The organism is Enterobacter sp. PL_is514 (assembly GCF_055816715.1).
Genome location: NZ_JBVPGN010000031.1, coordinates 71,209 through 97,264, shown reverse-complemented (window position 1 = coordinate 97,264; position 26,056 = coordinate 71,209). Strand labels below are relative to the sequence as shown.

Annotated in this window: 25 protein-coding genes; 22 read left to right on the top strand and 3 right to left on the bottom strand. The window is 57.2% G+C overall.

What is annotated here, in order from left to right; all coding sequences use genetic code 11:
• The first annotated feature begins 44 nt into the window (after positions 1 to 44).
• The 6 genes from ftsY (at position 45) to livJ (ending at position 7,030) form a co-directional block, all read left to right on the top strand.
• Complete coding sequence (gene ftsY, locus AC0TNG_RS11440; RefSeq protein ID WP_473712500.1) at positions 45 to 1,505, top strand: signal recognition particle-docking protein FtsY; 1,461 nt, start codon at positions 45 to 47, stop codon at positions 1,503 to 1,505.
• A 2-nt stretch (positions 1,506 to 1,507) separates the two neighbouring features.
• Entirely contained in the window at positions 1,508 to 2,179 is a 672-nt protein-coding gene (gene ftsE / locus AC0TNG_RS11435; protein WP_023310016.1) for a cell division ATP-binding protein FtsE, read from the top strand.
• Complete coding sequence (gene ftsX / locus AC0TNG_RS11430; RefSeq protein WP_024906691.1) at positions 2,166 to 3,221, top strand: permease-like cell division protein FtsX; 1,056 nt, start codon at positions 2,166 to 2,168, stop codon at positions 3,219 to 3,221. The genes ftsE and ftsX overlap by 14 nt, the downstream gene beginning before the upstream one ends.
• A gap of 251 nt (positions 3,222 to 3,472) precedes the next feature.
• The gene (gene rpoH, locus AC0TNG_RS11425) at positions 3,473 to 4,330 is read left to right on the top strand and encodes an RNA polymerase sigma factor RpoH (protein WP_024906692.1); all 858 of its coding nucleotides are present in this window, start codon (positions 3,473 to 3,475) and stop codon (positions 4,328 to 4,330) included.
• A gap of 136 nt (positions 4,331 to 4,466) precedes the next feature.
• The gene (locus AC0TNG_RS11420; RefSeq protein ID WP_407821392.1) at positions 4,467 to 5,732 is read left to right on the top strand and encodes a 4-aminobutyrate--2-oxoglutarate transaminase; all 1,266 of its coding nucleotides are present in this window, start codon (positions 4,467 to 4,469) and stop codon (positions 5,730 to 5,732) included.
• A 197-nt stretch (positions 5,733 to 5,929) separates the two neighbouring features.
• Positions 5,930 to 7,030 (top strand): branched chain amino acid ABC transporter substrate-binding protein LivJ, encoded by a 1,101-nt coding sequence (gene livJ, locus AC0TNG_RS11415; protein WP_473712499.1) that lies wholly within the window; start codon positions 5,930 to 5,932, stop codon positions 7,028 to 7,030.
• A 109-nt stretch (positions 7,031 to 7,139) separates the two neighbouring features.
• On the opposite strand, the gene panM is transcribed toward livJ, so the two are convergent.
• Positions 7,140 to 7,529 carry an aspartate 1-decarboxylase autocleavage activator PanM gene (panM, locus tag AC0TNG_RS11410; protein ID WP_061716148.1) on the bottom strand — a complete coding sequence of 130 codons (390 nt, stop codon included), beginning with the start codon at positions 7,527 to 7,529 and terminating at the stop codon, positions 7,140 to 7,142.
• Between the two features lie 424 nt (positions 7,530 to 7,953).
• Here panM and livK point away from each other — a divergent pair, with 424 nt between their 5' ends.
• The 10 genes from livK to ugpQ all read left to right on the top strand — a co-directional run bounded on the left by livK (position 7,954) and on the right by ugpQ (position 18,021).
• Positions 7,954 to 9,063, top strand: a complete 1,110-nt coding sequence (livK, locus tag AC0TNG_RS11405; RefSeq protein ID WP_206805368.1) for a high-affinity branched-chain amino acid ABC transporter substrate-binding protein LivK — start codon at positions 7,954 to 7,956, stop codon at positions 9,061 to 9,063.
• A gap of 46 nt (positions 9,064 to 9,109) precedes the next feature.
• Positions 9,110 to 10,036, top strand: a complete 927-nt coding sequence (gene livH / locus AC0TNG_RS11400; protein ID WP_008500099.1) for a high-affinity branched-chain amino acid ABC transporter permease LivH — start codon at positions 9,110 to 9,112, stop codon at positions 10,034 to 10,036.
• Positions 10,033 to 11,310, top strand: a complete 1,278-nt coding sequence (locus AC0TNG_RS11395) for a high-affinity branched-chain amino acid ABC transporter permease LivM (RefSeq protein ID WP_024906697.1) — start codon at positions 10,033 to 10,035, stop codon at positions 11,308 to 11,310. Before livH ends, AC0TNG_RS11395 begins: the two co-directional genes overlap by 4 nt.
• A complete protein-coding gene (livG, locus tag AC0TNG_RS11390; RefSeq protein WP_024906698.1) occupies positions 11,307 to 12,074 on the top strand; it encodes a high-affinity branched-chain amino acid ABC transporter ATP-binding protein LivG in 768 nt (255 codons plus the stop codon). The genes AC0TNG_RS11395 and livG overlap by 4 nt, the downstream gene beginning before the upstream one ends.
• Before the next feature lies 1 nt (position 12,075).
• A complete protein-coding gene (gene livF / locus AC0TNG_RS11385; RefSeq protein ID WP_008500102.1) occupies positions 12,076 to 12,789 on the top strand; it encodes a high-affinity branched-chain amino acid ABC transporter ATP-binding protein LivF in 714 nt (237 codons plus the stop codon).
• 252 nt (positions 12,790 to 13,041) lie between these two features.
• Positions 13,042 to 14,358 carry a sn-glycerol-3-phosphate ABC transporter substrate-binding protein UgpB gene (gene ugpB / locus AC0TNG_RS11380; RefSeq protein ID WP_473701789.1) on the top strand — a complete coding sequence of 439 codons (1,317 nt, stop codon included), beginning with the start codon at positions 13,042 to 13,044 and terminating at the stop codon, positions 14,356 to 14,358.
• A gap of 118 nt (positions 14,359 to 14,476) precedes the next feature.
• Complete coding sequence (gene ugpA / locus AC0TNG_RS11375; protein ID WP_045328892.1) at positions 14,477 to 15,364, top strand: sn-glycerol-3-phosphate ABC transporter permease UgpA; 888 nt, start codon at positions 14,477 to 14,479, stop codon at positions 15,362 to 15,364.
• On the top strand, positions 15,361 to 16,206 hold the full coding sequence (gene ugpE, locus AC0TNG_RS11370; RefSeq protein ID WP_473712498.1) for a sn-glycerol-3-phosphate ABC transporter permease UgpE: 846 nt from the start codon (positions 15,361 to 15,363) through the stop codon (positions 16,204 to 16,206). Before ugpA ends, ugpE begins: the two co-directional genes overlap by 4 nt.
• A 1-nt stretch (position 16,207) precedes the next feature.
• The gene (locus tag AC0TNG_RS11365; RefSeq protein ID WP_149367215.1) at positions 16,208 to 17,278 is read left to right on the top strand and encodes a sn-glycerol-3-phosphate import ATP-binding protein UgpC; all 1,071 of its coding nucleotides are present in this window, start codon (positions 16,208 to 16,210) and stop codon (positions 17,276 to 17,278) included.
• Positions 17,275 to 18,021, top strand: a complete 747-nt coding sequence (gene ugpQ, locus AC0TNG_RS11360) for a glycerophosphodiester phosphodiesterase (protein WP_061716144.1) — start codon at positions 17,275 to 17,277, stop codon at positions 18,019 to 18,021. The genes AC0TNG_RS11365 and ugpQ overlap by 4 nt, the downstream gene beginning before the upstream one ends.
• On the opposite strand, the gene AC0TNG_RS11355 is transcribed toward ugpQ, so the two are convergent.
• The gene (locus AC0TNG_RS11355; RefSeq protein ID WP_023326493.1) at positions 18,005 to 18,382 is read right to left on the bottom strand and encodes a DUF2756 family protein; all 378 of its coding nucleotides are present in this window, start codon (positions 18,380 to 18,382) and stop codon (positions 18,005 to 18,007) included. The two genes, ugpQ and AC0TNG_RS11355, sit on opposite strands and share 17 nt — an antisense overlap.
• A 126-nt stretch (positions 18,383 to 18,508) precedes the next feature.
• Between AC0TNG_RS11355 and ggt the strand changes: the two genes are divergently transcribed.
• Positions 18,509 to 20,251, top strand: a complete 1,743-nt coding sequence (gene ggt / locus AC0TNG_RS11350) for a gamma-glutamyltransferase (protein ID WP_473712497.1) — start codon at positions 18,509 to 18,511, stop codon at positions 20,249 to 20,251.
• A 94-nt stretch (positions 20,252 to 20,345) separates the two neighbouring features.
• Here ggt and yhhY read toward each other — a convergent pair whose 3' ends face one another.
• Positions 20,346 to 20,834, bottom strand: coding sequence for an N-acetyltransferase (gene yhhY, locus AC0TNG_RS11345; protein WP_024906704.1), 489 nt, complete (start codon positions 20,832 to 20,834; stop codon positions 20,346 to 20,348).
• A 256-nt stretch (positions 20,835 to 21,090) separates the two neighbouring features.
• Between yhhY and AC0TNG_RS11340 the strand changes: the two genes are divergently transcribed.
• The 5 genes from AC0TNG_RS11340 to gntU all read left to right on the top strand — a co-directional run bounded on the left by AC0TNG_RS11340 (position 21,091) and on the right by gntU (position 26,042).
• Entirely contained in the window at positions 21,091 to 22,128 is a 1,038-nt protein-coding gene (locus AC0TNG_RS11340; RefSeq protein ID WP_024906705.1) for an oxidoreductase, read from the top strand.
• A 123-nt stretch (positions 22,129 to 22,251) separates the two neighbouring features.
• Positions 22,252 to 22,947 (top strand): pirin family protein, encoded by a 696-nt coding sequence (locus tag AC0TNG_RS11335; RefSeq protein ID WP_000639796.1) that lies wholly within the window; start codon positions 22,252 to 22,254, stop codon positions 22,945 to 22,947.
• Between the two features lie 101 nt (positions 22,948 to 23,048).
• Positions 23,049 to 24,044: a gluconate operon transcriptional repressor GntR gene (gene gntR, locus AC0TNG_RS11330; RefSeq protein ID WP_024906706.1), complete on the top strand. Its 996-nt coding sequence runs from the start codon at positions 23,049 to 23,051 to the stop codon at positions 24,042 to 24,044.
• 126 nt (positions 24,045 to 24,170) lie between these two features.
• The gene (gene gntK, locus AC0TNG_RS11325; RefSeq protein ID WP_024906707.1) at positions 24,171 to 24,698 is read left to right on the top strand and encodes a gluconokinase; all 528 of its coding nucleotides are present in this window, start codon (positions 24,171 to 24,173) and stop codon (positions 24,696 to 24,698) included.
• Between the two features lie 3 nt (positions 24,699 to 24,701).
• Positions 24,702 to 26,042: a gluconate transporter gene (gene gntU / locus AC0TNG_RS11320; protein ID WP_010436459.1), complete on the top strand. Its 1,341-nt coding sequence runs from the start codon at positions 24,702 to 24,704 to the stop codon at positions 26,040 to 26,042.
• Positions 26,043 to 26,056: the final 14 nt, after the last annotated feature.

The following is a 26,056-nucleotide window of genomic DNA, read 5'->3' as shown; positions in this document are numbered from 1 at the left end:
TTTTAGCTTCCATGTATATAGCGCCGCGAGGAGTGTAGTCGCAGATGGCAAAACAAAAAAAACGTGGCTTCTTTTCCTGGCTGGGCTTCGGTGAAAAAGAGCAAGAAACAGAACAGAAAACCGAAGAGCAACAAGCCATTGAAGAGCAGTCACCGCCTGAAACGCCTGTAGAAACCGCCGCGGTAGTCGACGCGGAAGAAACGGCACACAGCAAAGAAGAGGTTGAATCCTTTGCAGAAGAGGTGGTTGAGGTCACTGAACAGGTTCAGGATAGCGAGAAGCCGGAACCGGTTGTCGTTGAAGACATTACCGAAGCACCGCAGGCCGTTATCGAGCATGAAGAGCTGCCGCTGCCGGAAGAGGTGAAAGCCGAAGAGGTGTCTGCCGAAGAGTGGCAGGCCGAAGCGGAAACCGTTGAAATTGTTGAGGCGGTGGAAGAAGAAGCGGCACTTGAGCCAGAACTGACCGACGAAGAGCTGGAAGCCCAGGCGCTGGCGGCGGAAGCCGCAGAAGAAGCGGTTATCGTCGTGCCGGTGGAAGAAGAACCGGAAGAAGAGATCGTTCAGGAGCAGGAAAAACCGACCAAAGAAGGTTTCTTCGCCCGCCTGAAGCGCAGCCTGCTCAAAACCAAAGAAAACTTAGGTTCCGGATTTATCAGTCTGTTCCGCGGCAAGAAGATCGACGACGATCTCTTTGAAGAGCTGGAGGAACAGCTGCTGATTGCGGACGTCGGCGTGGAAACCACCCGTAAGATCATCGCCAACCTGACCGAAGGGGCGAGCCGCAAACAGCTGCGCGACGCCGAAGCGCTGTACGGCCTGCTGAAAGACGAGATGGGTGAAATTCTCGCAAAAGTTGACGAACCGCTTAATATTGAAGGCAAAACGCCATTTGTTATTCTGATGGTCGGCGTGAACGGCGTGGGTAAAACCACCACCATCGGCAAGCTGGCGCGTCAGTTCGAGCAGCAGGGCAAATCGGTGATGCTGGCGGCGGGCGATACCTTCCGTGCGGCGGCGGTTGAGCAACTGCAGGTCTGGGGCCAGCGCAACAACATTCCGGTGATTGCCCAGCATACCGGCGCGGATTCCGCGTCCGTGATCTTCGACGCCATCCAGGCGGCGAAGGCGCGCAACGTGGACGTGCTGATTGCCGATACCGCAGGGCGTTTGCAGAACAAATCGCACCTGATGGAAGAGTTGAAGAAAATCGTTCGCGTCATGAAGAAGCTGGATGAAGACGCACCGCATGAAATTATGCTGACCATTGACGCCAGCACCGGGCAGAACGCCATCAGTCAGGCGAAGCTGTTCACTGAAGCGGTAGGACTGACGGGGATCGCGCTGACCAAGCTGGACGGCACCGCGAAAGGCGGGGTGATCTTCTCCGTGGCCGACCAGTTCGGCATTCCTATCCGTTACATCGGTGTGGGCGAGCGTATTGAGGATTTGCGTCCGTTTAAGGCGGACGACTTTATTGAGGCATTATTTGCCCGAGAGGACTAACAATGATTCGCTTTGAACACGTCAGCAAGGCCTATCTCGGTGGGAGACAAGCGCTGCAGGGGGTGACATTCCACCTGCAGCCGGGCGAGATGGCATTCCTGACCGGCCATTCCGGCGCGGGGAAAAGTACCCTGCTCAAGCTTATCTGTGGGATCGAGCGGCCAAGCGCCGGGAAAATCTTTTTCGGCGGGCATGAAATCAGCCGCCTGAAAAACCGCGAAGTGCCGTTCCTGCGTCGTCAGATCGGCATGATTTTCCAGGATCACCACCTGCTGATGGATCGCACCGTTTTCGATAACGTGGCCATTCCGCTGATTATTGCCGGCGCCAGCTATGACGATATCCGCCGTCGCGTCTCTGCGGCGCTGGATAAGGTCGGGCTGCTGGACAAAGCGAAGAACTTCCCGATCCAGCTCTCCGGCGGTGAACAGCAGCGCGTGGGCATCGCCCGCGCGGTGGTGAACAAGCCTGCCGTGCTGCTGGCGGATGAACCGACCGGTAACCTGGACGATGCCCTGTCAGAAGGGATTTTGCGTCTGTTTGAGGAATTCAACCGCGTAGGGGTCACCGTATTGATGGCGACGCACGATATCGGGCTCATTTCCCGTCGTTCGTACCGCATGCTGACCCTGAGCGACGGGCATTTGCACGGAGGCCACGGTGAACAAGCGTGATGCAATAAACCAGATTCGGCAGTTCGGGAACCGGTTTGACCGTTTCCGTAAGCCGCAGGGCGGTGGTGACGGCAATCGTAATGCGCCGAAGCGCCAGAAGGCCGCGACAAAACCGGCCTCCCGTAAAACCAACGTGTTTAACGAACAGGTACGCTACGCTTTCCACGGCGCGCTGCAGGACCTGAAAAGCAAACCGCTGGCGACGTTCCTGACGGTGATGGTGATTGCCATCTCCCTGACGCTGCCAAGCGTCTGCTATATGGTCTATAAAAACGTCAACCAGGCGGCTTCACAGTATTACCCGTCCCCGCAGATCACGGTCTATCTGGATAAAGCGCTCGACGATAACGCCGCGGCGCAGGTGGTTGGGCAAATCCAGGCCGAGCAGGGCGTGGAGAAGGTCAACTATCTCTCACGTGAAGACGCGCTGGGCGAGTTCCGTAACTGGTCTGGCTTTGGCGGCGCGCTGGATATGCTCGAAGAGAACCCGCTGCCCGCCGTGGCGGTGGTGATCCCGAAGCTGGATTTCCAGGGGACCGATTCGCTTAACACCCTGCGCGATCGCATCACGCGCATTAAGGGCATTGATGAAGTGCGCATGGATGACAGCTGGTTTGCGCGTCTCTCAGCCCTGACCGGGCTGGTAGGACGCGTCGCGGCGATGATTGGCGTGCTGATGGTGGCGGCGGTCTTCCTCGTCATCGGTAACAGCGTACGCCTGAGCATCTTTGCCCGTCGCGATACCATCAACGTGCAGAAACTGATTGGTGCGACGGATGGCTTCATCCTCCGACCGTTCCTTTACGGCGGTGCACTGCTCGGTTTTTCCGGCGCATTTCTTTCACTGATATTGTCAGAAATTTTGGTGATGCGGCTTTCGTCTGCCGTGACTGAAGTGGCGCAGGTTTTCGGAACGAAGTTTAATATCAGCGGCTTAGGTTTCGATGAGTGCCTGTTACTGCTGCTGGTGTGCTCGATGATTGGGTGGGTGGCAGCCTGGCTGGCAACCGTTCAACATTTACGTCACTTTACTCCCGACTAATAAAAGCGTGATATAATCTTTCCCTGCACCGAGATGTTCGCTCTGCAGGGAAAGCGTCCCTGTTGTCTCTTCCCCTGTTATCATCTCCATGTCACATTTTGTGCGTAATTTATTCACCGTTACACCTGGAACTTGTGGATAAAATCACTGTCTGATAAAAGAGTGAATGCTAATCTCGTTGCTCAAACGCTTTGGCATGGTTGTTGCCTGACGGGGACGACCTGGACCAGAAGAAACATTGAGAGGAATGAATGACCAAAGAAATGCAAACTTTAGCTTTAGCCCCTGTTGGTAACCTGGAATCTTATATCCGGGCTGCGAACACCTGGCCGATGTTAACGGCCGAGGAAGAAAAGGAGCTTGCTGAAAAGCTGCATTACCAGGGCGATCTGGAAGCAGCTAAGACGCTGATCCTGTCTCACCTGCGCTTTGTTGTTCACGTTGCTCGTAATTATGCGGGCTACGGCCTGCCGCAGGCGGACTTGATTCAGGAAGGTAACATCGGTCTGATGAAGGCTGTACGTCGCTTTAACCCGGAAGTGGGTGTGCGACTGGTCTCCTTCGCCGTGCACTGGATCAAAGCAGAAATTCACGAATACGTGCTGCGCAACTGGCGTATCGTGAAAGTCGCCACGACAAAAGCGCAGCGCAAACTGTTCTTTAACCTGCGTAAAACCAAGCAGCGTCTGGGCTGGTTCAATCAGGATGAAGTGGAAATGGTGGCGCGCGAGCTGGGCGTAACCAGCAAAGACGTGCGTGAGATGGAATCCCGTATGGCCGCGCAGGACATGACCTTTGATATGTCCTCCGACGACGACGCCTCTGACAGCCAGCCAATGGCACCGGTTCTGTATCTGCAGGATAAAACCTCTAACTTTGCTGATGGCATCGAAGAGGATAACTGGGAAGATCAGGCCGCGAACAAGCTGACTCATGCGATGGAAGGCCTCGACGAACGTAGTCAGGATATTATCCGCGCCCGCTGGCTGGACGAAGACAACAAGTCCACGCTGCAGGAGCTGGCCGACCGCTATGGCGTTTCTGCGGAACGTGTCCGTCAGCTTGAAAAGAACGCCATGAAAAAACTTCGCGCCGCTATCGAAGCGTAATTTCTGCGAAGTACACCGAGAACCCCTGGATGAGAATCCGGGGGTTTTGTTTTTTTAGCGCCCGCTCTGGCGAATTCCCTCCCCCTGGCAAACACTTACTGATGCGCTAAGCAGGCGACTTTCTCAGGGGGACAGGGTGAAAAACAACGAACTGAACGACCGGCGTTTACAGGCGACGCCGCGCGGCATCGGCGTGATGTGTAACTTCTATGCCGATAAAGCTGAAAACGCCACGGTGTGGGACGTGGAAGGCAACGAGTACATCGACTTCGCCGCCGGTATCGCGGTGCTGAATACCGGCCATTGCCATCCCAAAGTCATTTCCGCCATCGAAAAACAACTCCACGCCTTTACCCATACGGCGTACCAGATTGTGCCGTACGAAAGCTATGTCGCGCTTGCCGAGCGCATCAACCAGCGCGTGCCCGTTGACGGTCCGGCTAAAACGGCGTTCTTCTCAACGGGTGCAGAGGCGGTTGAAAACGCGGTCAAAATTGCCCGGGCGTACACCAAACGTCCCGGCCTTATCACCTTCGGCGGCGCGTTCCACGGCCGCACCTTTATGACTATGGCGCTGACCGGCAAAGTTGCGCCGTACAAGCTCGGCTTTGGCCCGTTCCCCGGTTCGGTTTATCACGCGCAGTATCCGAATGAACTGCACGGCGTCAGCACCGCTGAGGCGTTGAAAAGCCTGGAACGCATCTTTAAAGCAGATATCGCACCCGACCAGGTCGCGGCCATTATTCTCGAACCGGTTCAGGGAGAGGGCGGTTTCAACATCGCGCCAGCCGATTTTATGCAGGCGCTGCGCGCCCTGTGCGATACCCATGGCATTTTGCTGATTGCCGACGAGGTGCAAAGCGGCTTCGCCCGTACCGGCAAGCTGTTCTCGATGGAACATCACTGCGTGAAGCCGGATCTGATCACCATGGCGAAAAGCCTGGCGGGCGGGATGCCACTCTCAGCGGTGTCGGGCCGGGCAGAGATCATGGACGCCCCTGCGCCGGGCGGGCTGGGCGGTACCTACGCCGGAAACCCGCTGGCGATTGCCGCGGCGCATGCCGTGCTCGACGTGATTGATGAAGAGGATCTCTGCACGCGCTCGGCGCATCTTGGCCATCACCTGGTGGAAGTGCTGAACAAAGCGAAGGAACACTGCCCGTATATCGCGGACATTCGCGCCCAGGGCTCAATGGTGGCGGTGGAGTTTAACGACCCGCAAACGGGCCAGCCTTCGCCGGAATTTACCCGCCAGGTCCAGGAGCGCGCGTTGCAGGAAGGGCTGCTTCTTCTGAGCTGCGGCGTCTACGGCAACGTCATTCGTTTCCTCTATCCGCTGACGATCCCTGAAGTGCAGTTCCGTAAAGCGCTGGACATTATCTCCGCCTCGCTGACACGTTAAAGCCATATGCCCGGCGAAAATCCCTGCCGGGCCTGGCATATATTCATTTCAAATTAGCTATTCCAAAATCATAAAAATCGGGTATGTTTTAGCAGAGTATGCTGAAAAAGCGCGAACAGCACACCTATAACTGACATAAAGCGCTGCACAACAACATCACAACAATCGTAATAACCATAATAATGGGGAATCTCAGGATGAATATGAAGGGTAAAGCGTTACTGGCAGGATGTATCGCGTTGGCATTCAGCACCATGGCACAGGCAGACATCAAAGTGGCTGTGGTTGGCGCGATGTCCGGTCCGGTAGCACAGTACGGTGACCAGGAATTTACCGGCGCTGAGCAGGCGGTTGCAGACATTAATGCTAAGGGCGGTATCAAGGGCGAAAAACTGCAGATCGTAAAATATGATGATGCCTGTGACCCGAAACAAGCGGTCGCGGTCGCGAACAAAGTGGTGAACGACGGGATCAAATACGTTATCGGTCACCTGTGCTCTTCCTCTACTCAACCCGCGTCTGATATCTACGAAGACGAAGGTATCCTGATGATCACTCCGGCGGCGACCGCACCGGAGCTGACCGCGCGTGGCTACAAGCTGACCCTGCGCACCACCGGTCTGGACTCTGACCAGGGCCCAACCGCGGCGAAATACATCGTTGAAAAAGTGAAGCCGAAGCGTATTGCCATCGTTCATGACAAGCAGCAGTACGGTGAAGGTCTGGCGCGTTCAGTGCAGGACAACCTGAAGAAAGCCAATGCCGACGTGGTGTTCTTCGACGGGATCACCGCCGGTGAGAAAGACTTCTCCACCCTGGTGGCGCGTCTGAAGAAAGAGAATATTGATTTCGTTTACTACGGTGGCTACCACCCGGAAATGGGCCAGATCCTGCGCCAGGCGCGCGCTGCGGGCCTGAAAACCCAGTTTATGGGGCCGGAAGGCGTGGCGAACGTTTCCCTGTCTAACATTGCAGGTGAATCAGCCGAAGGCCTGCTGGTGACCAAACCGAAGAACTACGACCAGGTGCCAGCGAACAAACCTATCGTAGATGCCATCAAGGCGAAGAAACAGGCTCCAAGCGGCGCGTTCGTCTGGACCACCTATGCGGCGCTGCAGTCTCTGCAGGCGGGCCTGAACCAGTCAGCCGAACCGGCTGAGATTGCCACCTGGCTGAAAGCGAACACGGTCCAGACCGTCATGGGGCCACTCTCCTGGGACGCGAAGGGCGACCTGAAGGGCTTCGAGTTCGGCGTGTTTGACTGGCATGCTAACGGGACTGCTACTGACGCCAAATAAACGCAAATGGCAACCGTAAGGTTGCCATTTTAGTGTTTGCACCCTCTCCCCGTGGGAGAGGGCCGGGGTGAGGGCATCAGGCCGCACCGCACGCATCACCCCGCACAATTCACTCCAAACGCTTCTCCCAACCGCTCTCCTGCGCCGTAAACCCTAACGCCTGCATAAACGCCGCCATCACGCCGCGGTCTTCCACGCCGACGTCAGCCATCCACCATGAGGTCACGCTCGGGTTTTCGCGGATCACTTCTTCAATTAAATACTGTCCCACGCCGCGACGACGGGTGACGTCACGCACGCGCAGCGAGTCCAGCGCCCCTTCTGTACCGCTCAGGGTGACGCGAACCGCTGCCAGCAGGCGCTCGTTAAAACGCGCGGCATAAATGCGGTGGGTCTCATCCACGCGTAGCGACGAAGGGGAATATTCCGGCCAGATCTTGCCCAGGTCGATATGATCCTGGTCGCTAAAGGTCACCAGACGCACGATAGTCAGTTTCATTAGCTACTTGTCCAAATCAAATTGAGTAGAGGCAGTGTACTCAATTTATTCACTCAGGGGCTTCCTCTTTTTATTCTCATTCGCCAGGTGATTAGTTTTTTGGCAACGCGATGGGCAGTTTGAAAACACATGGATCGAAAAATAAGCAGAATTTTAACCTGAAGGGTAGTGATTTATTCGGCGCTTTGTACCGTTATTTTATGCTGCAAACTGCACTTTTATTTGTTTATCTCTGCCTGATTTCAGAATATTATCTTTGCTTAATCGCCTGAAAAATAGAGATTTTAGTCTGGTTTTTGACAAAAACCTGCGCTAAACCATTAAAGGCACTGGTAAAAATAGCGTTGTTCATTAAAAGTACAGAATGCTTTTTAACCATAATAAAACAAAATATAAACACGACATCACGAATGGGGATTCAGAGATGAAAAGGAACGCGAAGACGTTAATCGCGGGGATGGTCGCACTGTCGATCTCGCATGCCGCTATGGCGGAGGACATTAAAGTTGCGGTAGTGGGTGCGATGTCCGGCCCTGTTGCCCAGTGGGGTGACATGGAGTTCAACGGTGCGCGCCAGGCCATCAAAGACATCAACGCTAAGGGCGGCATCAAAGGCGACAAGCTGGTGGGCGTGGAATATGACGACGCCTGCGATCCGAAACAGGCCGTCGCGGTCGCCAACAAAATCGTCAACGATGGCATCCAGTATGTGATCGGCCACCTGTGTTCATCCTCCACCCAGCCTGCGTCTGATATCTACGAAGACGAAGGCATCCTGATGATCACCCCTGGCGCAACTAACCCTGAGCTGACCCAGCGCGGTTATCAGCACATTATGCGTACCGCCGGTCTGGACTCCTCTCAGGGGCCCACCGCCGCCAAATACATCCTTGAAACCGTTAAGCCGCAGCGTATCGCCATTATTCATGACAAGCAGCAGTACGGCGAAGGCCTGGCGCGCTCCGTTCAGGACGGCCTGAAAAAAGGCGGCGCGAACATCGTCTTCTTCGACGGCATTACCGCCGGTGAGAAAGACTTCTCCGCGCTGATCGCTCGTCTGCAAAAAGAGAATATCGACTTTGTTTACTACGGCGGCTACTACCCGGAGATGGGGCAGATGCTGCGTCAGGCGCGCGCCACCGGTCTGAAGACCCAGTTTATGGGGCCAGAGGGTGTGGGCAATACCTCCCTGTCAAACATCGCCGGGGATTCTGCCGAAGGCATGCTGGTGACGATGCCAAAACGCTATGACCAGGATCCGGCCAACAAGGCTATCGTGGATGCGCTCAAGGCGCAGAAGAAAGATCCGAGTGGTCCGTACGTCTGGATCACCTACGCCGCCGTGCAGTCTCTGGCCACCGCGCTGGATCGTACCGGCAGCAAAGAACCGCTGGATCTGGTGAAAGATTTAAAAGCACACGGGGCGAACACCGTGATTGGGCCGCTGAACTGGGATGAGAAAGGCGATCTGAAGGGATTTGAGTTTGGTGTCTTTAAGTGGCACGCCGACGGGTCATCCTCGGCCGCCAAATAATTATCCCACCGCCCGGACTGACGGGCGGGTATAAAAAGGTTTGCATATGTCCGAGCAGTTTCTCTATTTCCTGCAGCAGATGTTTAACGGCGTCACGCTGGGAAGCACCTACGCGCTGATCGCCATCGGCTATACGATGGTTTACGGCATTATCGGCATGATTAACTTCGCCCACGGCGAGGTCTACATGATCGGTAGCTATGTCTCCTTTATGATTATCGCCGCCCTGATGATGATGGGCATCGACAGCAGCTGGCTGCTGGTCGCCGCCGGGTTTGTCGGCGCGATTGTGATTGCCAGCGCCTACGGCTGGAGCATCGAGCGCGTGGCCTACCGGCCGGTGCGCAGCTCCAAACGCCTGATTGCGCTGATTTCCGCCATCGGGATGTCGATCTTCCTGCAAAACTACGTCAGCCTGACCGAAGGCTCGCGCGACGTGGCGCTGCCAAGCCTCTTTAACGGCCAGTGGATTGTGGGGGCCAGCGAAAACTTCGCGGCCTCTATCACCACCATGCAGCTGGTTATCTGGGTCGTGACCTTTATTGCAATGCTTGCCCTGACGCTGTTCATCCGCTACTCGCGGATGGGACGCGCCTGCCGAGCCTGCGCAGAAGACCTGAAGATGGCGAGCCTGCTCGGCATCAACACCGACCGCGTGATTGCCCTGACCTTCGTGATTGGCGCCGCGATGGCGGCGGTAGCGGGCGTGCTGCTCGGCCAGTTCTACGGCGTGATCAACCCGTACATCGGCTTTATGGCCGGGATGAAAGCCTTTACCGCGGCGGTGCTGGGCGGTATCGGCAGTATTCCGGGCGCGATGATTGGCGGCCTGATCCTGGGCGTGGCGGAAGCGCTCTCCTCGGCGTATCTGAGCACGGAATATAAAGATGTGGTGTCGTTTGCCCTGCTGATTCTGGTTCTGCTGGTGATGCCTACCGGTATTCTGGGCCGTCCGGAGGTAGAGAAAGTATGAAACCGATGCATTTTGCAATGGCGCTGCTCTCTGCCGCCATGTTCTTCGTGCTGGCAGGCGTCTTTATGGGCGTCCAGTTAGGTCTGGACGGGACGAAGCTGGTGGTGGATACCGCCCCCGACATCCGCTGGCAGTGGGTATTTATCGGCACTGCCGTGGTGTTCCTGTTCCAGCTGTTGCGTCCGCTGTTCCAGAAGTCGCTGAAAAACGTCTCCGGGCCGAAATTCGTTCTGCCGGCCATCGACGGGTCTACCGTTAAGCAGAAGCTGTTCCTCGTAGCGCTGCTGGTGGCCGCCGTGGCGTGGCCGTTTGTGGTGTCTCGCGGCACCGTGGATATCGCCACTCTGACCATGATCTACGTGATTCTCGGTCTCGGTCTGAACGTGGTGGTGGGGCTCTCCGGCCTGCTGGTGCTGGGCTACGGCGGCTTCTACGCCATCGGCGCCTACACCTTCGCGCTGCTGAACCACTATTACGGCCTCGGCTTCTGGACCTGCCTGCCGCTGGCGGGGCTGGTCTCTGCCGCTGCCGGCTTTCTGCTTGGCTTCCCGGTATTGCGCCTGCGCGGTGACTACCTGGCGATTGTGACCTTAGGCTTCGGCGAAATCGTCCGTATCCTGCTGCTTAACAACACCGAAGTGACCGGCGGCCCGAACGGCATCAGCCAGATCCCGAAACCAACCTTCTTCGGCCTGGAGTTCAGCCGTACCGCCCGCGAAGGCGGCTGGGACACCTTCAGTAACTTCTTCGGCGTGAAGTATGACCCGTCCGACCGTGTAATCTGGCTCTATCTGGTGGCGCTGCTGCTGGTGGTGATTACCCTGTTCGTGATTAACCGTCTGCTGCGCATGCCGCTGGGCCGCGCGTGGGAAGCGCTGCGTGAAGATGAGATCGCCTGCCGTTCCCTGGGCCTGAACCCGACCCGCATCAAGCTGACCGCGTTCACCATCAGCGCCGCGTTTGCCGGTTTCGCCGGGACGCTGTTTGCCGCCCGTCAGGGCTTTGTAAGCCCGGAATCGTTCACCTTTGCCGAATCCGCCTTTGTGCTGGCGATTGTGGTGCTGGGCGGTATGGGCTCGCAGTTCGCCGTTATCCTCGCGGCCATCCTGCTGGTGGTCTCGCGCGAGCTGATGCGCGACTTTAACGAATACAGCATGCTGATGCTGGGTGGTTTGATGGTGCTGATGATGATCTGGCGTCCGCAGGGCTTGCTGCCGATGACTCGTCCACAGCTGAAGCTGAAACGCACTCAGGCGAAAGGAGAGCAGGCATGAGTCAGCCATTATTATCCGTTAACGGTCTGATGATGCGTTTTGGCGGCCTGCTGGCGGTCAACAATGTGTCACTGGATCTGCACAAGAAAGAGATTGTCTCCCTGATTGGCCCGAACGGCGCGGGGAAAACCACGGTCTTTAACTGCCTGACCGGCTTCTACAAGCCGACGGGCGGCACCATCATGCTGCGCGACAAGCATCTTGAAGGGCTGCCAGGCCAGCAGATTGCCCGCATGGGCGTGGTGCGTACCTTCCAGCACGTGCGTCTGTTCCGCGAGATGACGGTGATTGAGAACCTGCTGGTCGCGCAGCATCAGCAGCTGAAAACCGGGCTGTTCTCCGGCCTGCTGAAAACCCCGGCCTTCCGCCGCGCGCAGGATGAAGCGCTTGACCGCGCGGCGACCTGGCTCGACCGAATTGGCCTGCTGCAGCACGCCAACCGTCAGGCGAGCAACCTGGCCTACGGCGACCAGCGTCGTCTGGAGATTGTGCGCTGCATGGTGACCCAGCCGGAGATCCTGATGCTCGACGAACCGGCGGCAGGGCTCAACCCGAAAGAGACCAAAGAGCTGGACGAGCTGATTGCCGAACTGCGCGATCACCACGACACCACCATTCTGCTGATTGAGCACGACATGAAGCTGGTAATGGGCATTTCCGACCGTATCTACGTGGTCAACCAGGGCACGCCGCTGGCAAACGGCACGCCGGAAGAGATCCGCAACAACCCGGACGTGATCCGCGCATACCTGGGTGAGGCATAAGATGGAAAAAGCGATGTTAACGTTCGACAAGGTCAACGCGCACTACGGCAAGATCCAGGCGCTGCACGACGTCAGCCTGCACATCAATCAGGGTGAAATCGTGACCTTGATTGGCGCCAACGGCGCGGGTAAAACTACGCTGCTCGGCACCCTGTGCGGCGACCCGCGCGCCACCAGCGGGCGGATCGTGTTTGATGGTAAAGACATTACCGACTGGCAGACCGCCAGAATCATGCGTGAAGCGGTGGCGATCGTTCCGGAAGGGCGCCGGGTCTTCTCCCGCATGACGGTGGAAGAGAACCTGGCAATGGGCGGGTTCTTCGCCCACCGCGATGAATACCAGACCCGCATCAAGTGGGTCTATGAGCTCTTCCCGCGCCTGTGGGAGCGCCGCATTCAGCGTGCGGGCACCATGTCCGGCGGTGAACAGCAGATGCTGGCGATAGGCCGCGCGCTGATGAGCCAGCCGCGTCTGCTGCTGCTGGACGAGCCGTCGCTCGGTCTGGCGCCGATCATCATCCAGCAGATTTTCGACACCATTGAGCAACTGCGCAAAGAGGGGATGACCATCTTCCTCGTCGAGCAGAACGCCAACCAGGCGCTGAAGCTGGCTGACCGTGGCTACGTGCTGGAGAACGGCCGCGTGGTGCTGGAGGACACCGGCGACGCGCTGCTGGCGAACGAAGCGGTGCGGAGCGCGTATCTGGGCGGATAGGTAAAAGCAAAAAGGCAACGCAAGTTGCCTTTTTTAGTGTTTTCTCCCTCTCCCTGTGGGAGAGGGCCGGGGTGAGGGCACCAGACCGCACCCAACCATCCAACCCCCTTCACACAACCATCATCCCCCTGACGCCTGGCTGTCACTTATCTGTAAACAAACAGTTATTTTTCTGTAATTCGAGCATGTCATGTTACCTCGCGAGCATAAAACGCGTGATATCGCGCATCCGGCACAATAAGAGAGATGACAATGACATCGTTACGACACACAGCTTTGGGTCTGGCACTGGGTCTGGCTTTTGCGACGAACGCAATGGCTGTCACCACCATTCCGTTCTGGCATTCAATGGAAGGGGAGTTGGGTAAAGAAGTTGACTCCCTGGCGCAACGTTTCAACGACACCCACCCGGATTACAAAATTGTGCCGGTGTACAAAGGCAACTATGAGCAGAGCCTGAGCGCGGGCATCGCTGCCTTCCGTACCGGCAACGCGCCTGCACTGTTACAGGTTTATGAAGTGGGCACCGCCACCATGATGGCCTCCAAAGCTATCAAGCCGGTCTATGAAGTGTTCAAAGAGGCGGGTATCAACTTTGATGAATCCCAGTTTGTGCCGACCGTAGCGGGTTACTACACCGATTCAAAAACCGGACATCTGCTGTCTCAGCCGTTTAACAGCTCCACGCCGGTGCTGTACTACAACAAAGACGCCTTCAGGAAAGCCGGTTTAGACCCGGAGCAGCCGCCAAAAACCTGGCAGGACCTGGCCGAATACACCGCGAAGCTGAAAGCGGCGGGGATGAAGTGCGGCTACGCCAGCGGCTGGCAGGGCTGGATCCAGATTGAAAACTTCAGCGCCTGGCACGGCCTGCCGGTGGCGACCAAAAACAACGGCTTCGACGGCACCGATGCGCTACTGGAGTTCAACAAGCCGGAGCAGGTGAAGCACATTGCGCTGCTGGAAGAACTCAACAAGAAGGGCGACTTCAGCTACTTCGGGCGTAAAGACGAATCCACCGAGAAGTTCTACAACGGCGACTGCGCCATTACCACCGCCTCGTCCGGCTCTCTGGCGGATATCCGTCACTACGCCAAATTCAACTACGGCGTGGGCATGATGCCGTATGACGCTGACGTGAAGGGCGCGCCGCAGAACGCCATCATCGGCGGGGCGAGCCTGTGGGTGATGCAGGGTAAAGACAAGGGCACCTATAAAGGCGTAGCCGAGTTCCTCGACTTCCTGGCGAAGCCTGAAAATGCCGCCGAGTGGCACCAGAAGACCGGCTACCTGCCGATCACCAAAGCCGCGTATGACCTGACCCGCGAGCAGGGCTTCTACAGCAAGAACCCAGGGGCGGACATCGCGACGCGTCAGATGCTGAACAAGCCGCCGTTGCCGTTCACTAAAGGCCTGCGCCTGGGCAACATGCCGCAGATCCGCACCATCGTGGATGAGGAGCTGGAAAGCGTGTGGACCGGGAAGAAAACGCCACAGCAGGCGCTGGACTCTGCGGTAGAGCGCGGAAATCAGCTGCTGCGCCGCTTTGAGCAGTCGACGAAATCGTAATTCAAACTAATCCCCCTCACCCTAACCCTCTCCCCAAAGGGGAGAGGGGACGATTACACCCTCGCCCCTTTGGGGAGAGGGGGCCGGGGTGAGGGGTGAATACCTACAGAGCAAACCTATGTCATCATCCCGTCCGGTGTTCCGTTCCCGCTGGCTGCCGTACCTGTTGGTCGCGCCTCAGCTGGTCATCACCGTTATCTTCTTTATCTGGCCTGCGGGCGAAGCGCTGTGGTACTCGGTACAAAGCGTCGATCCGTTCGGGCTCTCCAGCCAGTTTGTTGGCCTGGATAACTTTACCGCGCTGTTCCATGATAGCTACTACCTGGACGCCTTCTGGACGACGATGAAGTTCAGCGCGCTGGTCACCGTCAGCGGCCTTGTCGCCTCGCTGTTTTTCGCCGCGCTGGTGGATTACGTGGTGCGCGGCAGCCGCCTGTATCAGACCCTGATGCTGCTGCCTTACGCCGTGGCACCCGCCGTCGCCGCCGTACTGTGGATCTTCCTGTTTAATCCCGGCCGCGGGTTGATTACCCATTTCCTGGCAGAGTTCGGCTACGACTGGAACCACGCCCAGAACAGCGGTCAGGCGATGTTCCTGGTGGTATTCGCCTCGGTGTGGAAGCAGATCAGCTATAACTTCCTGTTCTTCTTTGCCGCGCTGCAGTCCATTCCGCGCTCGCTGGTGGAAGCCGCGGCAATTGACGGAGCAGGGCCTATTCGTCGCTTCTTCAGGCTGTCGCTGCCGCTGATCGCCCCGGTGAGTTTCTTCCTGCTGGTGGTTAACCTCGTGTACGCCTTCTTCGACACTTTCCCGGTGATCGACGCGGCGACCGCAGGCGGTCCGGTACAGGCGACAACGACGCTTATCTATAAGATCTACCGCGAGGGTTTCGCCGGTCTGGATCTCTCCGCCTCTGCCGCGCAGTCCGTCGTGCTGATGTTCCTCGTCATCATCCTCACGGTGGTGCAGTTCCGCTATGTCGAAAGTAAGGTGCGCTACCAATGATTGAGAACCGTCGCGGGCTGACGATTTTCAGCCATACCATGCTGATTTTAGGGATTATCGTCATCCTGTTTCCGCTGTACGTGGCCTTTGTCGCCGCCACGCTGGACATCAAAGCGGTGTTCGATACGCCGATGACGCTGATCCCAGGCACGCATCTTTTCGAGAATATGAAGACCATCTGGACCCAGGGCGTGGGCGCCAACAGCGCGCCGTTCTGGCTGATGATGCTCAACAGCTTCATCATGGCGTTCGGCATTACGGTGGGCAAAATCACGGTGTCGATGCTGTCGGCCTTCGCCATCGTCTGGTTCCGCTTTCCGCTGCGTAACCTGTTTTTCTGGATGATTTTTATTACCCTGATGCTGCCGGTAGAGGTGCGTATCTTCCCGACGGTGGAAGTGATCGCCAACCTGAAGATGCTCGACAGCTACGCGGGCTTAACCCTGCCGCTGATGGCCTCGGCGACCGCCACCTTCCTGTTCCGCCAGTTCTTTATGACCCTGCCGGACGAGCTGATTGAAGCGGCGCGCATCGACGGCGCGTCGCCGATGCGCTTCTACCGCGATATCGTGCTGCCGCTGTCGAAAACCAACCTTGCGGCGCTGTTTGTGATCACCTTTATCTACGGCTGGAACCAGTACCTGTGGCCGCTGCTGATTATTCAGGACGTCAACCTCGGCACCGCCGTGGCGGGCATCAAAGGCATGATCGCCACCGGCGAAGGCACCACCCTCTGGAACCAGGTGATGGCGGCGATGCTGCTTACCCTTATCCCACCCGTAGTCATTGTTTTAGCCATGCAGCGCGCGTTTGTCCGCGGCCTGGTCGATAGCGAGAAATAAGATGGCAGGTTTAAAACTTCAGGCAGTAACCAAAAGCTGGGACGGCAAAACCCAGGTGATTCAGCCGCTGACGCTCGACGTGGCGGACGGGGAGTTTATCGTGATGGTCGGCCCGTCCGGCTGCGGCAAATCCACGCTGCTGCGCATGGTGGCGGGGCTGGAGCGTGTGACCTCCGGGGATATCTGGATTGACCGTCAGCGCGTCACCGAGATGGAGCCGAAAGACCGCGGCATCGCGATGGTGTTCCAGAACTACGCTCTCTATCCGCACATGAGCGTGGAAGAGAACATGGCCTGGGGGCTGAAAATCCGCGGCATGGGCAAAGGCCATATCGACGAGCGCGTGAAGGAGGCCGCCCGCATTCTGGAACTCGACGGCCTGCTTAAGCGCCGCCCGCGAGAGCTCTCCGGCGGACAGCGCCAGCGCGTGGCGATGGGTCGCGCCATCGTGCGCGATCCGGCGGTATTCCTGTTCGACGAGCCGCTCTCTAATCTCGACGCCAAGCTGCGCGTGCAGATGCGTCTTGAGTTACAGCAGCTGCACCGTCGTCTGAAAACCACCTCCCTGTACGTGACCCACGATCAGGTCGAAGCCATGACGCTCGCCCAGCGCGTGATGGTGATGAACAAAGGCGTTGCCGAGCAGATTGGTACCCCGGTGGAAGTGTACGAGAAACCGGCTACCCGCTTTGTGGCGAGCTTTATCGGCAGCCCGGCGATGAACCTGCTGGAAGGGCGCATCAGCAGCGCGGGCTCGCACTTTGAGCTGGAAAGCGGGATGGCATTGCCGATCAACTGGTACTATCGTGGCTACGCCGGGCGTAAGATGACGCTCGGTATCCGCCCGGAACATATCGGTTTAACCTCTCAGGCGGAAGGCGGCGTGCCGCTGGTGATGGACACGCTGGAGATGTTGGGTGCAGATAACCTGGCGCACGGGCGCTGGGGCGAGCAAAAAATGGTGGTGCGTCTGGCGCATCAGGAACGCCCTAAAGCCGGCAGCACGCTGTGGCTCCACCTGCCGGAAAACCATCTGCACCTGTTTGACGGTGAAACAGGACAACGAGTATGAGCAACTGGCCTTATCCCCACGTCGTCGCCCACCGGGGCGGCGGTAAGCTGGCGCCGGAAAACACGCTGGCGGCGATTGACGTTGGCGCGCGCTACGGTCACACGATGATCGAGTTCGACGCCAAGCTGTCGAAAGACGGCGAGATTTTCCTGCTGCATGACGATAACCTCGAGCGCACCAGCAACGGCTGGGGCGTGGCGGGCGAGCTGCCGTGGCGCGACCTGCTGAAGGTAGACGCCGGAAGCTGGTACAGCGGTGAATTCAAAGGCGAACCGCTGCCGTTGCTGGCGGAAGTGGCGGATCGCTGTCGCCAGCACGGCATGATGGCCAATATCGAAATTAAACCGACCACCGGTACCGGGCCGCTGACGGGCAAAGTGATTGCTCTGGCCGCGCGCGAGCTGTGGGAAGGGATGACCGCGCCGCTGCTGTCATCATTTGAAATTGACGCACTGGAAGCGGCACAGGCGGCCGTACCGGAGCTGCCTCGCGGGCTGCTGCTTGACGAGTGGCGCGAGGACTGGCGCGAGCTGACGACGCGCCTGGCATGTGTCTCTATCCATCTTAATCACAGGCTGCTGGATGAGACGCGGGTGAAGATGCTGAAAGACGCGGGTCTACATATTCTGGTCTACACCGTTAACAAACCCCAGCGTGCAGCCGAACTGCTGCGCTGGGGCGTGGACAGCATCTGTACCGATGCAATCGACCTGATAGGCCCGGACTTTAGTTCTGCGGATTAAGCATACTGCCATTCGACTGCGGCGGCAGCATATGCTGCTGTCCGCTGCCTGACGACGTCATTCCCCCTAACATCCCGCCGTTTTTATTCGGCAGCGGCTGCTCGCGCACCTGCCCCTGCTGCACGCGCTGGGTATTGGCGTTCATCTGATTTTGCAGGCTTTGCTGCTGCATCTGGGTCTGCGTTCTCAGTTGCTGATTAAGCATCCCTTTCTGCTGCTGTTGCTGGCTCATCATCTCGGTCTGCATACGCTGCTGGCTCGGGATGACATAGCCCTGCTGGTTCGGGTTGTTCATGGTGTTGAGTGGCTGTGCGAGCGCGGCAAACGGGATCAGCGCCGTAAGAATCATCAAGCGTTTCATTGTCATTTCCTCCTCTTGAGGTCTCTCTTAAGTTTACCCTGATTTCACCATGACGATGATTTTTTAGGAGTTGTGAACCAGGCTTAAGCGGGGAATATGGATCCCTTCACCTGGAGAACAACAATCATGAAACCAACGTTTTTGCGCTGGGTCGCCATCGCCGCGCTGATGGCAGGCGGTACATTTAGCGTGGCGGCCAACCCGCCCGCGGCGCCTCCGGTCTCTTACGGCGTGGAGGAAGATGTTTTTCATCCCGTGCGGGCAACCCATGGCATGGTAGCGTCCGTGGATGCGCTGGCAACAAAAGTGGGCGTCGATATTCTCAGGCAGGGCGGTAACGCGGTGGATGCCGCGGTCGCCGTCGGCTATGCGCTGGCGGTAACGCATCCGCAGGCGGGGAACCTGGGTGGGGGCGGCTTTATGATGCTGCGCACCAAAGACGGCAAAACGACGGCCATCGACTTCCGCGAGATGGCGCCTGCTCAGGCCTCCCGAGATATGTTCCTCGACGATCAGGGTAACCCTGACAGCAAAAAATCCCTGACCTCGCATCTCGCGACCGGCACGCCGGGCACCGTCGCTGGCTTCTCGCTGGCGCTGGAAAAATACGGCACCCTGCCGCTGAACAAGGTAGTGCAGCCTGCCATCAAGCTGGCGCGCGACGGCTTTGTGGTAAACGATGCGCTGGCGGACGATCTCAAAACCTACGGCAGCGAAGTCATTCCGAATCATGAAAACAGCAAAGCGATCTTCTGGAAAGACGGCGAGCCGCTGAAGAAGGGCGATAAGCTGGTGCAGAAGAACCTCGCTAAAAGCCTGGAGCTGATTGCAGAGCACGGTCCGGACGCCTTCTACAAAGGAGCGATTGCCGACCAGATTGCACAAGAGATGCAGAAGAACGGCGGGCTCATCACCAAAGCGGATCTGGCGGACTACAAGGCGGTGGAGCGCGAGCCGATTAGCGGCACCTACCGCGGTTACGAGGTCTTCTCCATGCCGCCGCCGTCTTCCGGTGGGATCCACATCGTGCAGATCCTCAATATTCTCGAAAACTTCGATATGCACAAGTTCGGCTTCGGCAGTGCGGATGCCATGCAGGTGATGGCGGAAGCGGAAAAGCGCGCCTATGCCGACCGCTCGGAATATCTCGGCGATCCGGACTTCGTGAAGGTGCCGTGGCAGGCGCTGACCAACAAAGCCTATGCCAAATCTATTGCCGATCAGATCGACATCAACAAGGCTAAGCCGTCGAGCGAGATCCGCCCCGGCAAGCTGGCGCCGTATGAAAGCAACCAGACCACTCACTTCTCGGTGGTGGATAAAGACGGTAATGCGGTGGCGGTGACCTATACGCTCAACACCACCTTCGGCACCGGGATTGTGGCGGGCAACAGCGGCATTCTGCTGAACAACGAGATGGATGACTTCTCTGCTAAACCGGGCGTGCCGAACGTCTACGGGCTGGTCGGCGGCGATGCGAATGCGGTAGGGCCGAAGAAACGTCCGCTGTCGTCCATGTCGCCCACCATCGTGGTGAAAGACGGGAAAACCTGGCTGGTAACCGGCAGCCCTGGCGGCAGCCGGATTATCACCACCGTGCTACAAATGGTGGTGAACAGCATCGACTTTGGGATGAACGTCGCCGAAGCGACCAACGCCCCGCGTTTCCATCACCAGTGGCTACCGGACGAGCTGCGCGTGGAGAAGGGTTTTAGCCCAGACACCATCAGGCTGCTGGAGCAGCGCGGGCAGAAGGTGGCGGTGAAAGAGGCGATGGGCAGCACCCAGAGCATTATGGTGGGACCGGATGGGGCGCTGTTTGGCGCATCAGATCCGCGTTCGGTGGATGATTTGTCGGCGGGGTATTAATTATTCCCCTCACCCTAACCCTCTCCCCATAGGGGAGAGGGGATCGCACGGTGCGGTCTTTTCTCCCTCGCCCCTATGGGGAGAGGAGAAAGTGTCACTTCATTCTCGCCATATAATACGCATCCGCATACTCGCCGTTGCGCAGGGCAAATTTCTTGCCGGTGCCTTCGATTTCGAAACCAAACTTCCGGTACAGCGCCAGAGCGGCAGGATTATCGGCAAACACCGTTAATTCAATCCGTTCAATACGCATCCAGTTATCGCAAAGGTTTATCATCTCGCGCATTAACGCACTGCCCACGCCGCGCCCCTGTGCATGCGCCGCAACGCTGATACCGAACGTGGCCACATGGCTGCGTCGCGGGCTGGATTCAACCTGAAGCATCAGATCGCCAACAAGTTGTTCATCAATGCAGGCGACAAGGCGTTTTTGGCCGGGTTTTGCGATAAGACGTTCTTGCCAGTGTTCAAGGGAAGGATGAGGTAGCTGTAGCGTATCGTGATACACCCCCGGATGCATATAGTTCTGGCGTAAGGCTTCAGCATCTTTCGGTTCCGCATGGCGTATCACTATCTCACTCATTCCTTGTTCCTCAGTCAGTTAAACGTCCCTTCCAACATCAATGACTTTAAAATTTGAGTCAACCGCTATTTTTTGCAAAAAGTATTGGACAAGTGCGAATGAGAATGATTATTATTGCTTTGCGTTCAGGAAGACCTCTACGGGAACCTGAAAGCACGACATTGCTCACATTGCTTCCAGTATTACTTTAGCCAGCTTTTAGCTGGCTTTTTTTTTGTTATGGTTAGACTCAGTAACCTTCCAAAAGGACTGAGCTATGACACTACATTGCGCATTTATTGGATTTGGTAAAAGTACGACCCGCTATCACCTGCCGTATGTTCTTAACCGCAAAGACAGCTGGCATGTGGCCCATATCTACCGCCGCCGCGCGAAGCCGGAAGAGCAATCTCCGCAGTATTCCCACATCCACTTCACCAGCGATCTCGATGAGGTGCTTAACGACCCGCAGGTGAAGCTGGTGGTTGTCTGCACCCATGCCGACAGCCATTTTGACTATGCCAAACGCGCGCTCAATGCGGGTAAAAACGTGCTGGTAGAAAAGCCGTTCACCCCGACTATTGCCGAAGCGAAAGAGCTGTTCGCGCTGGCGAAAAGCAAAGGCCTGACCGTCACGCCGTATCAGAACCGTCGCTTTGATAGCTGCTTCCTGACGGCGAAAAAAGCGATTGAAAGCGGCAAGCTCGGCAACATCGTGGAAATAGAAAGCCACTTCGATTACTACCGTCCGGTAGCGGAAACTCAGCCCGGCCTGCCGCAGGACGGCTCGTTCTATGGTCTGGGCGTGCATACCATGGACCAGATCATCTCCCTGTTTGGCCGCCCGGACCACGTGGCGTATGACATCCGCAGCCTGCGTAATAAAGCCAACCCGGACGATACTTTTGAAGCGCAGCTGTTCTACGGCGACCTGAAAGCCATCGTCAAAACCAGCCATCTGGTGAAGATCGACTACCCGAAATTTATCGTTCACGGTACCCGGGGTTCGTTCATTAAGTACGGCATTGACCAGCAGGAGACCAGCCTGAAGGCCAATATCATGCCGGGCGAACCGGGTTTTGCGGCGGATGATTCCGTGGGCGTGCTGGAGTATGTGAACGACGAGGGCGTGACGGTCAAAGAAACGTTGAAACCGGAAACCGGCGACTATGGCCGCGTCTATGATGCGCTGTTTGAGACCCTCACAAACGGCACGGCGAATTACGTCAAGGAATCTGACGTTCTGACCAACCTCGAAATCCTTGAACGGGCCTTCGAACAGGCTTCTCCTGCCACGGTAACCCTCGCAAAATAAGCAAAAACGGCTCCTCTGCACTTGTTCACAATTTTTGAACAGAGGAGTCAATTTTCACCCTCTATGATCCCAGGCCGTTTGCGTCCACACTTACTCCATCGAAACGAACTGAGGGTGAAAACAATGATCTACTTACGCAAAGCAAACGAACGTGGTCACGCGAATCATGGCTGGCTGGACTCATGGCATTCATTCTCGTTTGCCGACTACTACGACCCGAACTTCATGGGCTTCTCCGCACTGCGCGTGATTAACGACGACGTGATTGATGCGGGCCAGGGCTTCGGTACCCACCCGCACAAAGACATGGAAATCCTGACCTATGTGCTGGAAGGCGCGGTTGAGCACCAGGACAGCATGGGCAACAAAGAGCAGGTTCCGGCGGGCGAGTTCCAGATTATGAGCGCGGGTACCGGGGTGCGTCACTCTGAGTACAACCCAAGCAAAACGGAAAAACTGCACCTGTATCAAATCTGGATCATTCCAGAAGAGACCGGCATCACGCCGCGCTACGAGCAGCGCCGCTTCGACGCGAAACAGGGTAAACAGCTGGTGCTCTCCCCGGATGCGCGTGAAGGCTCCCTGAAAGTGCATCAGGATATGGAGCTGTACCGCTGGGCGCTGGCGAAAGATGAACAGTCCGTGCATCAGATTGCCGCTAACCGCCGCGTCTGGATCCAGGTGGTGAAAGGTGAAGTGTCCATCAACGGCACTAAAGCAACCACCGCCGATGGTCTGGCCATCTGGGATGAGCAGGCGCTCTCCGTGCATGCCGACAGCGAAAGCGAAATTCTGCTGTTTGACCTGCCGCCGGTGTAATAAAACATAAATAAATACCCATCCTTCCCTTTGACAGGGGAAGGATGGGCTTTGTCCGTGATAAACTGAGCAAATCTCTCACTTCAAGATTTCTCAGGACGATGAAAAAGAAACGCCCCGTACTTCAGGATGTCGCCGATCGCGTCGGTGTGACCAAAATGACGGTCAGCCGTTTTTTACGTAACCCGGAACAGGTTTCCGTGGCGTTACGTGGCAAGATTGCCGCTGCCCTTGATGAACTGGGTTATATCCCCAACCGCGCACCCGATATTCTCTCCAATGCGACCAGCCGTGCGGTGGGCGTCCTGCTTCCATCCCTGACCAACCAGGTTTTCGCCGAAGTATTGCGGGGAATCGAAAGCGTCACCGATGCTTTTGGCTACCAGACCATGCTCGCCCACTATGGGTACAAGCCGGAACTGGAAGAGGAACGTCTTGAGTCGATGCTTTCCTGGAACATTGACGGCCTGATTTTAACCGAACGTACCCACACTGCCCGCACGCTCAAAATGATCGAAGTGGCGGGTATCCCTGTGGTGGAGCTGATGGACAGCCAGTCGCCGTGTCTCGATATTGCCGTTGGGTTCGATAACTTTGAAGCGGCGCGCCAGATGACGGCGGCCATCATTGCCCGCGGGCATCGTCATATCGCCTATCTGGGTGCGCGTCTTGATGAACGTACTATCATCAAACAGAAGGGATACGAGCAGGCGATGCTCGACGCAAACTTAACCCCGTACAGCGTGATGGTGGAGCAGTCCTCCTCCTATACGTCGGGTATTGAGCTGATGCGTCAGGCGCGGCGCGAGTATCCGCAACTGGACGGTATTTTCTGTACCAACGATGACCTGGCGGTTGGCGCGGCGTTTGAGTGTCAGCGTCTGGGGCTAAAGATCCCTGATGATATGGCGATCGCCGGTTTCCACGGCCACGACATTGGCCAGGTGATGGAGCCGCGTCTGGCGAGCGTCCTGACCCCGCGTGAACGTATGGGCCGTATTGGCGCAGAACGCCTGCTGGCGCGCATTCGTGGTGAGGCAGTTACCCCGAAAATGTTAGATTTAGGTTTCACCTTGTCACCGGGTGGATCTATTTGAACTGACAAATTTGAAGTAGCTCACACTTATTCACTTCGCGCACGTTTGGATATTGCTTCTCTTTTGCCCCGGCAGGACAATGTTACCGATAACTGTTACCCGTAACAATTGACTGAGGGACACCCTTTGAGCACGACTAATCACGATCACCACGTCTACGTCCTGATGGGCGTTTCCGGTAGCGGGAAATCAGCCGTAGCCAGCGAAGTGGCGCATCAACTCCAGGCTGCGTTCCTTGATGGCGACTTCCTCCATCCGCGCAGCAACATCATGAAAATGGCCTCCGGCGAGCCGCTGAACGACGACGACCGCAAACCGTGGTTGCAGGCGCTGAATGACGCCGCGTTCGCTATGCAGCGTACCAATAAAGTCTCCCTGATCGTCTGCTCTGCGCTGAAAAAAACCTACCGCGACCTGCTGCGCGACGGTAACCCGAACCTCTCTTTCATCTACCTGAAAGGGGATTTCGAGGTGATTGAAAGCCGTCTGAAGGCGCGTAAAGGTCACTTCTTCAAAACCCAGATGCTGGTGACGCAGTTCGAAGCGCTGCAGGAGCCGGGTGAAGACGAGAAAGACGTCTTAGTGGTTGATATCGATCAGCCACTGGAGGGTGTTGTTGCCAGCACCATCGAGGTCATTAATAAAAGGCAGTAAGTTTTGAGTACATTGACGCTAGTTTTGACAGCAGTGGGTTCCGTGTTGCTGCTGCTGTTTTTAGTGATGAAGGCGCGTATGCACGCTTTTGTTGCTTTGATGGTGGTTTCTATAGGTGCAGGTCTCTTTTCCGGTATGCCGCTCGACAAGATCGCCGCGACGATGGAAAAAGGGATGGGCGGTACGCTGGGCTTCCTGGCGATTGTGGTGGCCCTTGGCGCGATGTTTGGCAAGATTTTGCACGAGACGGGCGCGGTCGACCAGATTGCCGTCAAAATGCTGAAATCCTTCGGCCACAGCCGCGCGCACTACGCGATTGGCCTGGCGGGCCTGATTTGCGCGCTGCCGCTGTTCTTTGAAGTGGCCGTTGTGCTGCTGATAAGCGTCGCGTTCTCCATGGCGCGCCATACCGGCACAAACCTTGTGAAGCTGGTTATTCCACTGTTTGCGGGCGTGGCGGCGGCCGCGGCGTTTCTGCTGCCTGGGCCTGCGCCGATGCTGCTGGCGTCCCAGATGCACGCTGACTTTGGCTGGATGATCCTGATTGGCCTGTGCGCGGCAATCCCGGGGATGATTATTGCCGGTCCGCTGTGGGGCAACTTCATCAGCCGTTACGTTGAGCTGCATATCCCGGACGACATCACCGAGCCGCACCTGGGCGAGGGCAAAATGCCATCCTTCGGCTTCAGCCTGTCGCTGATCCTGCTCCCGCTGGTGCTGGTGGGTCTGAAAACCATCGCCGCGCGCTTTGTGCCGGTGGGTTCCAGCGCCTATGAATGGTTTGAGTTCATCGGGCACCCGTTCACGGCGATCCTGGTGGCCTGTCTGGTGGCGATTTACGGCCTGGCGATGCGTCAGGGGATGCCAAAAGACCGGGTGATGGAGATCTGCGGTGCCGCGCTGCAGCCTGCGGGGATTATCCTGCTGGTGATCGGTGCCGGCGGCGTGTTCAAGCAGGTACTGGTGGATTCCGGCGTGGGCCCGGCTCTGGGCGAAGCGCTGACCGGGATGGGCCTGCCGATTGCGGTAACCTGTTTCGTATTGGCTGCGGCGGTACGTATCATCCAGGGTTCCGCAACCGTGGCGTGTTTAACCGCCGTGGGTCTGGTGATGCCGGTGATTGAACAGCTGAACTATTCCGGTGCGCAGATGGCCGCGCTGTCTATCTGTATTGCGGGCGGTTCGATTGTGGTCTCTCACGTTAACGACGCGGGCTTCTGGCTGTTCGGTAAATTTACCGGTGCCACCGAAGCGCAAACCCTGAAAACCTGGACGCTGATGGAGACCATCCTCGGTACGACGGGTGCGATTGTCGGGATGATTGCCTTTACGCTGCTCAGCTGAGGGCAGTGATTTAA

Coding starts and splice junctions, on each gene's coding strand:
- ftsY (WP_473712500.1), top strand. CDS start 45: ATGGCAAAACAAAAAAAACGTGGCTTCTTTTCCTGGCTGGGCTTCGGT.
- ftsE (WP_023310016.1), top strand. CDS start 1,508: ATGATTCGCTTTGAACACGTCAGCAAGGCCTATCTCGGTGGGAGACAA.
- rpoH (WP_024906692.1), top strand. CDS start 3,473: ATGACCAAAGAAATGCAAACTTTAGCTTTAGCCCCTGTTGGTAACCTG.
- livJ (WP_473712499.1), top strand. CDS start 5,930: ATGAATATGAAGGGTAAAGCGTTACTGGCAGGATGTATCGCGTTGGCA.
- panM (WP_061716148.1), bottom strand. CDS start 7,529: ATGAAACTGACTATCGTGCGTCTGGTGACCTTTAGCGACCAGGATCAT.
- livK (WP_206805368.1), top strand. CDS start 7,954: ATGAAAAGGAACGCGAAGACGTTAATCGCGGGGATGGTCGCACTGTCG.
- livH (WP_008500099.1), top strand. CDS start 9,110: ATGTCCGAGCAGTTTCTCTATTTCCTGCAGCAGATGTTTAACGGCGTC.
- AC0TNG_RS11395 (WP_024906697.1), top strand. CDS start 10,033: ATGAAACCGATGCATTTTGCAATGGCGCTGCTCTCTGCCGCCATGTTC.
- livG (WP_024906698.1), top strand. CDS start 11,307: ATGAGTCAGCCATTATTATCCGTTAACGGTCTGATGATGCGTTTTGGC.
- livF (WP_008500102.1), top strand. CDS start 12,076: ATGGAAAAAGCGATGTTAACGTTCGACAAGGTCAACGCGCACTACGGC.
- ugpB (WP_473701789.1), top strand. CDS start 13,042: ATGACATCGTTACGACACACAGCTTTGGGTCTGGCACTGGGTCTGGCT.
- ugpA (WP_045328892.1), top strand. CDS start 14,477: ATGTCATCATCCCGTCCGGTGTTCCGTTCCCGCTGGCTGCCGTACCTG.
- ugpE (WP_473712498.1), top strand. CDS start 15,361: ATGATTGAGAACCGTCGCGGGCTGACGATTTTCAGCCATACCATGCTG.
- AC0TNG_RS11365 (WP_149367215.1), top strand. CDS start 16,208: ATGGCAGGTTTAAAACTTCAGGCAGTAACCAAAAGCTGGGACGGCAAA.
- ugpQ (WP_061716144.1), top strand. CDS start 17,275: ATGAGCAACTGGCCTTATCCCCACGTCGTCGCCCACCGGGGCGGCGGT.
- AC0TNG_RS11355 (WP_023326493.1), bottom strand. CDS start 18,382: ATGAAACGCTTGATGATTCTTACGGCGCTGATCCCGTTTGCCGCGCTC.
- ggt (WP_473712497.1), top strand. CDS start 18,509: ATGAAACCAACGTTTTTGCGCTGGGTCGCCATCGCCGCGCTGATGGCA.
- yhhY (WP_024906704.1), bottom strand. CDS start 20,834: ATGAGTGAGATAGTGATACGCCATGCGGAACCGAAAGATGCTGAAGCC.
- AC0TNG_RS11340 (WP_024906705.1), top strand. CDS start 21,091: ATGACACTACATTGCGCATTTATTGGATTTGGTAAAAGTACGACCCGC.
- AC0TNG_RS11335 (WP_000639796.1), top strand. CDS start 22,252: ATGATCTACTTACGCAAAGCAAACGAACGTGGTCACGCGAATCATGGC.
- gntR (WP_024906706.1), top strand. CDS start 23,049: ATGAAAAAGAAACGCCCCGTACTTCAGGATGTCGCCGATCGCGTCGGT.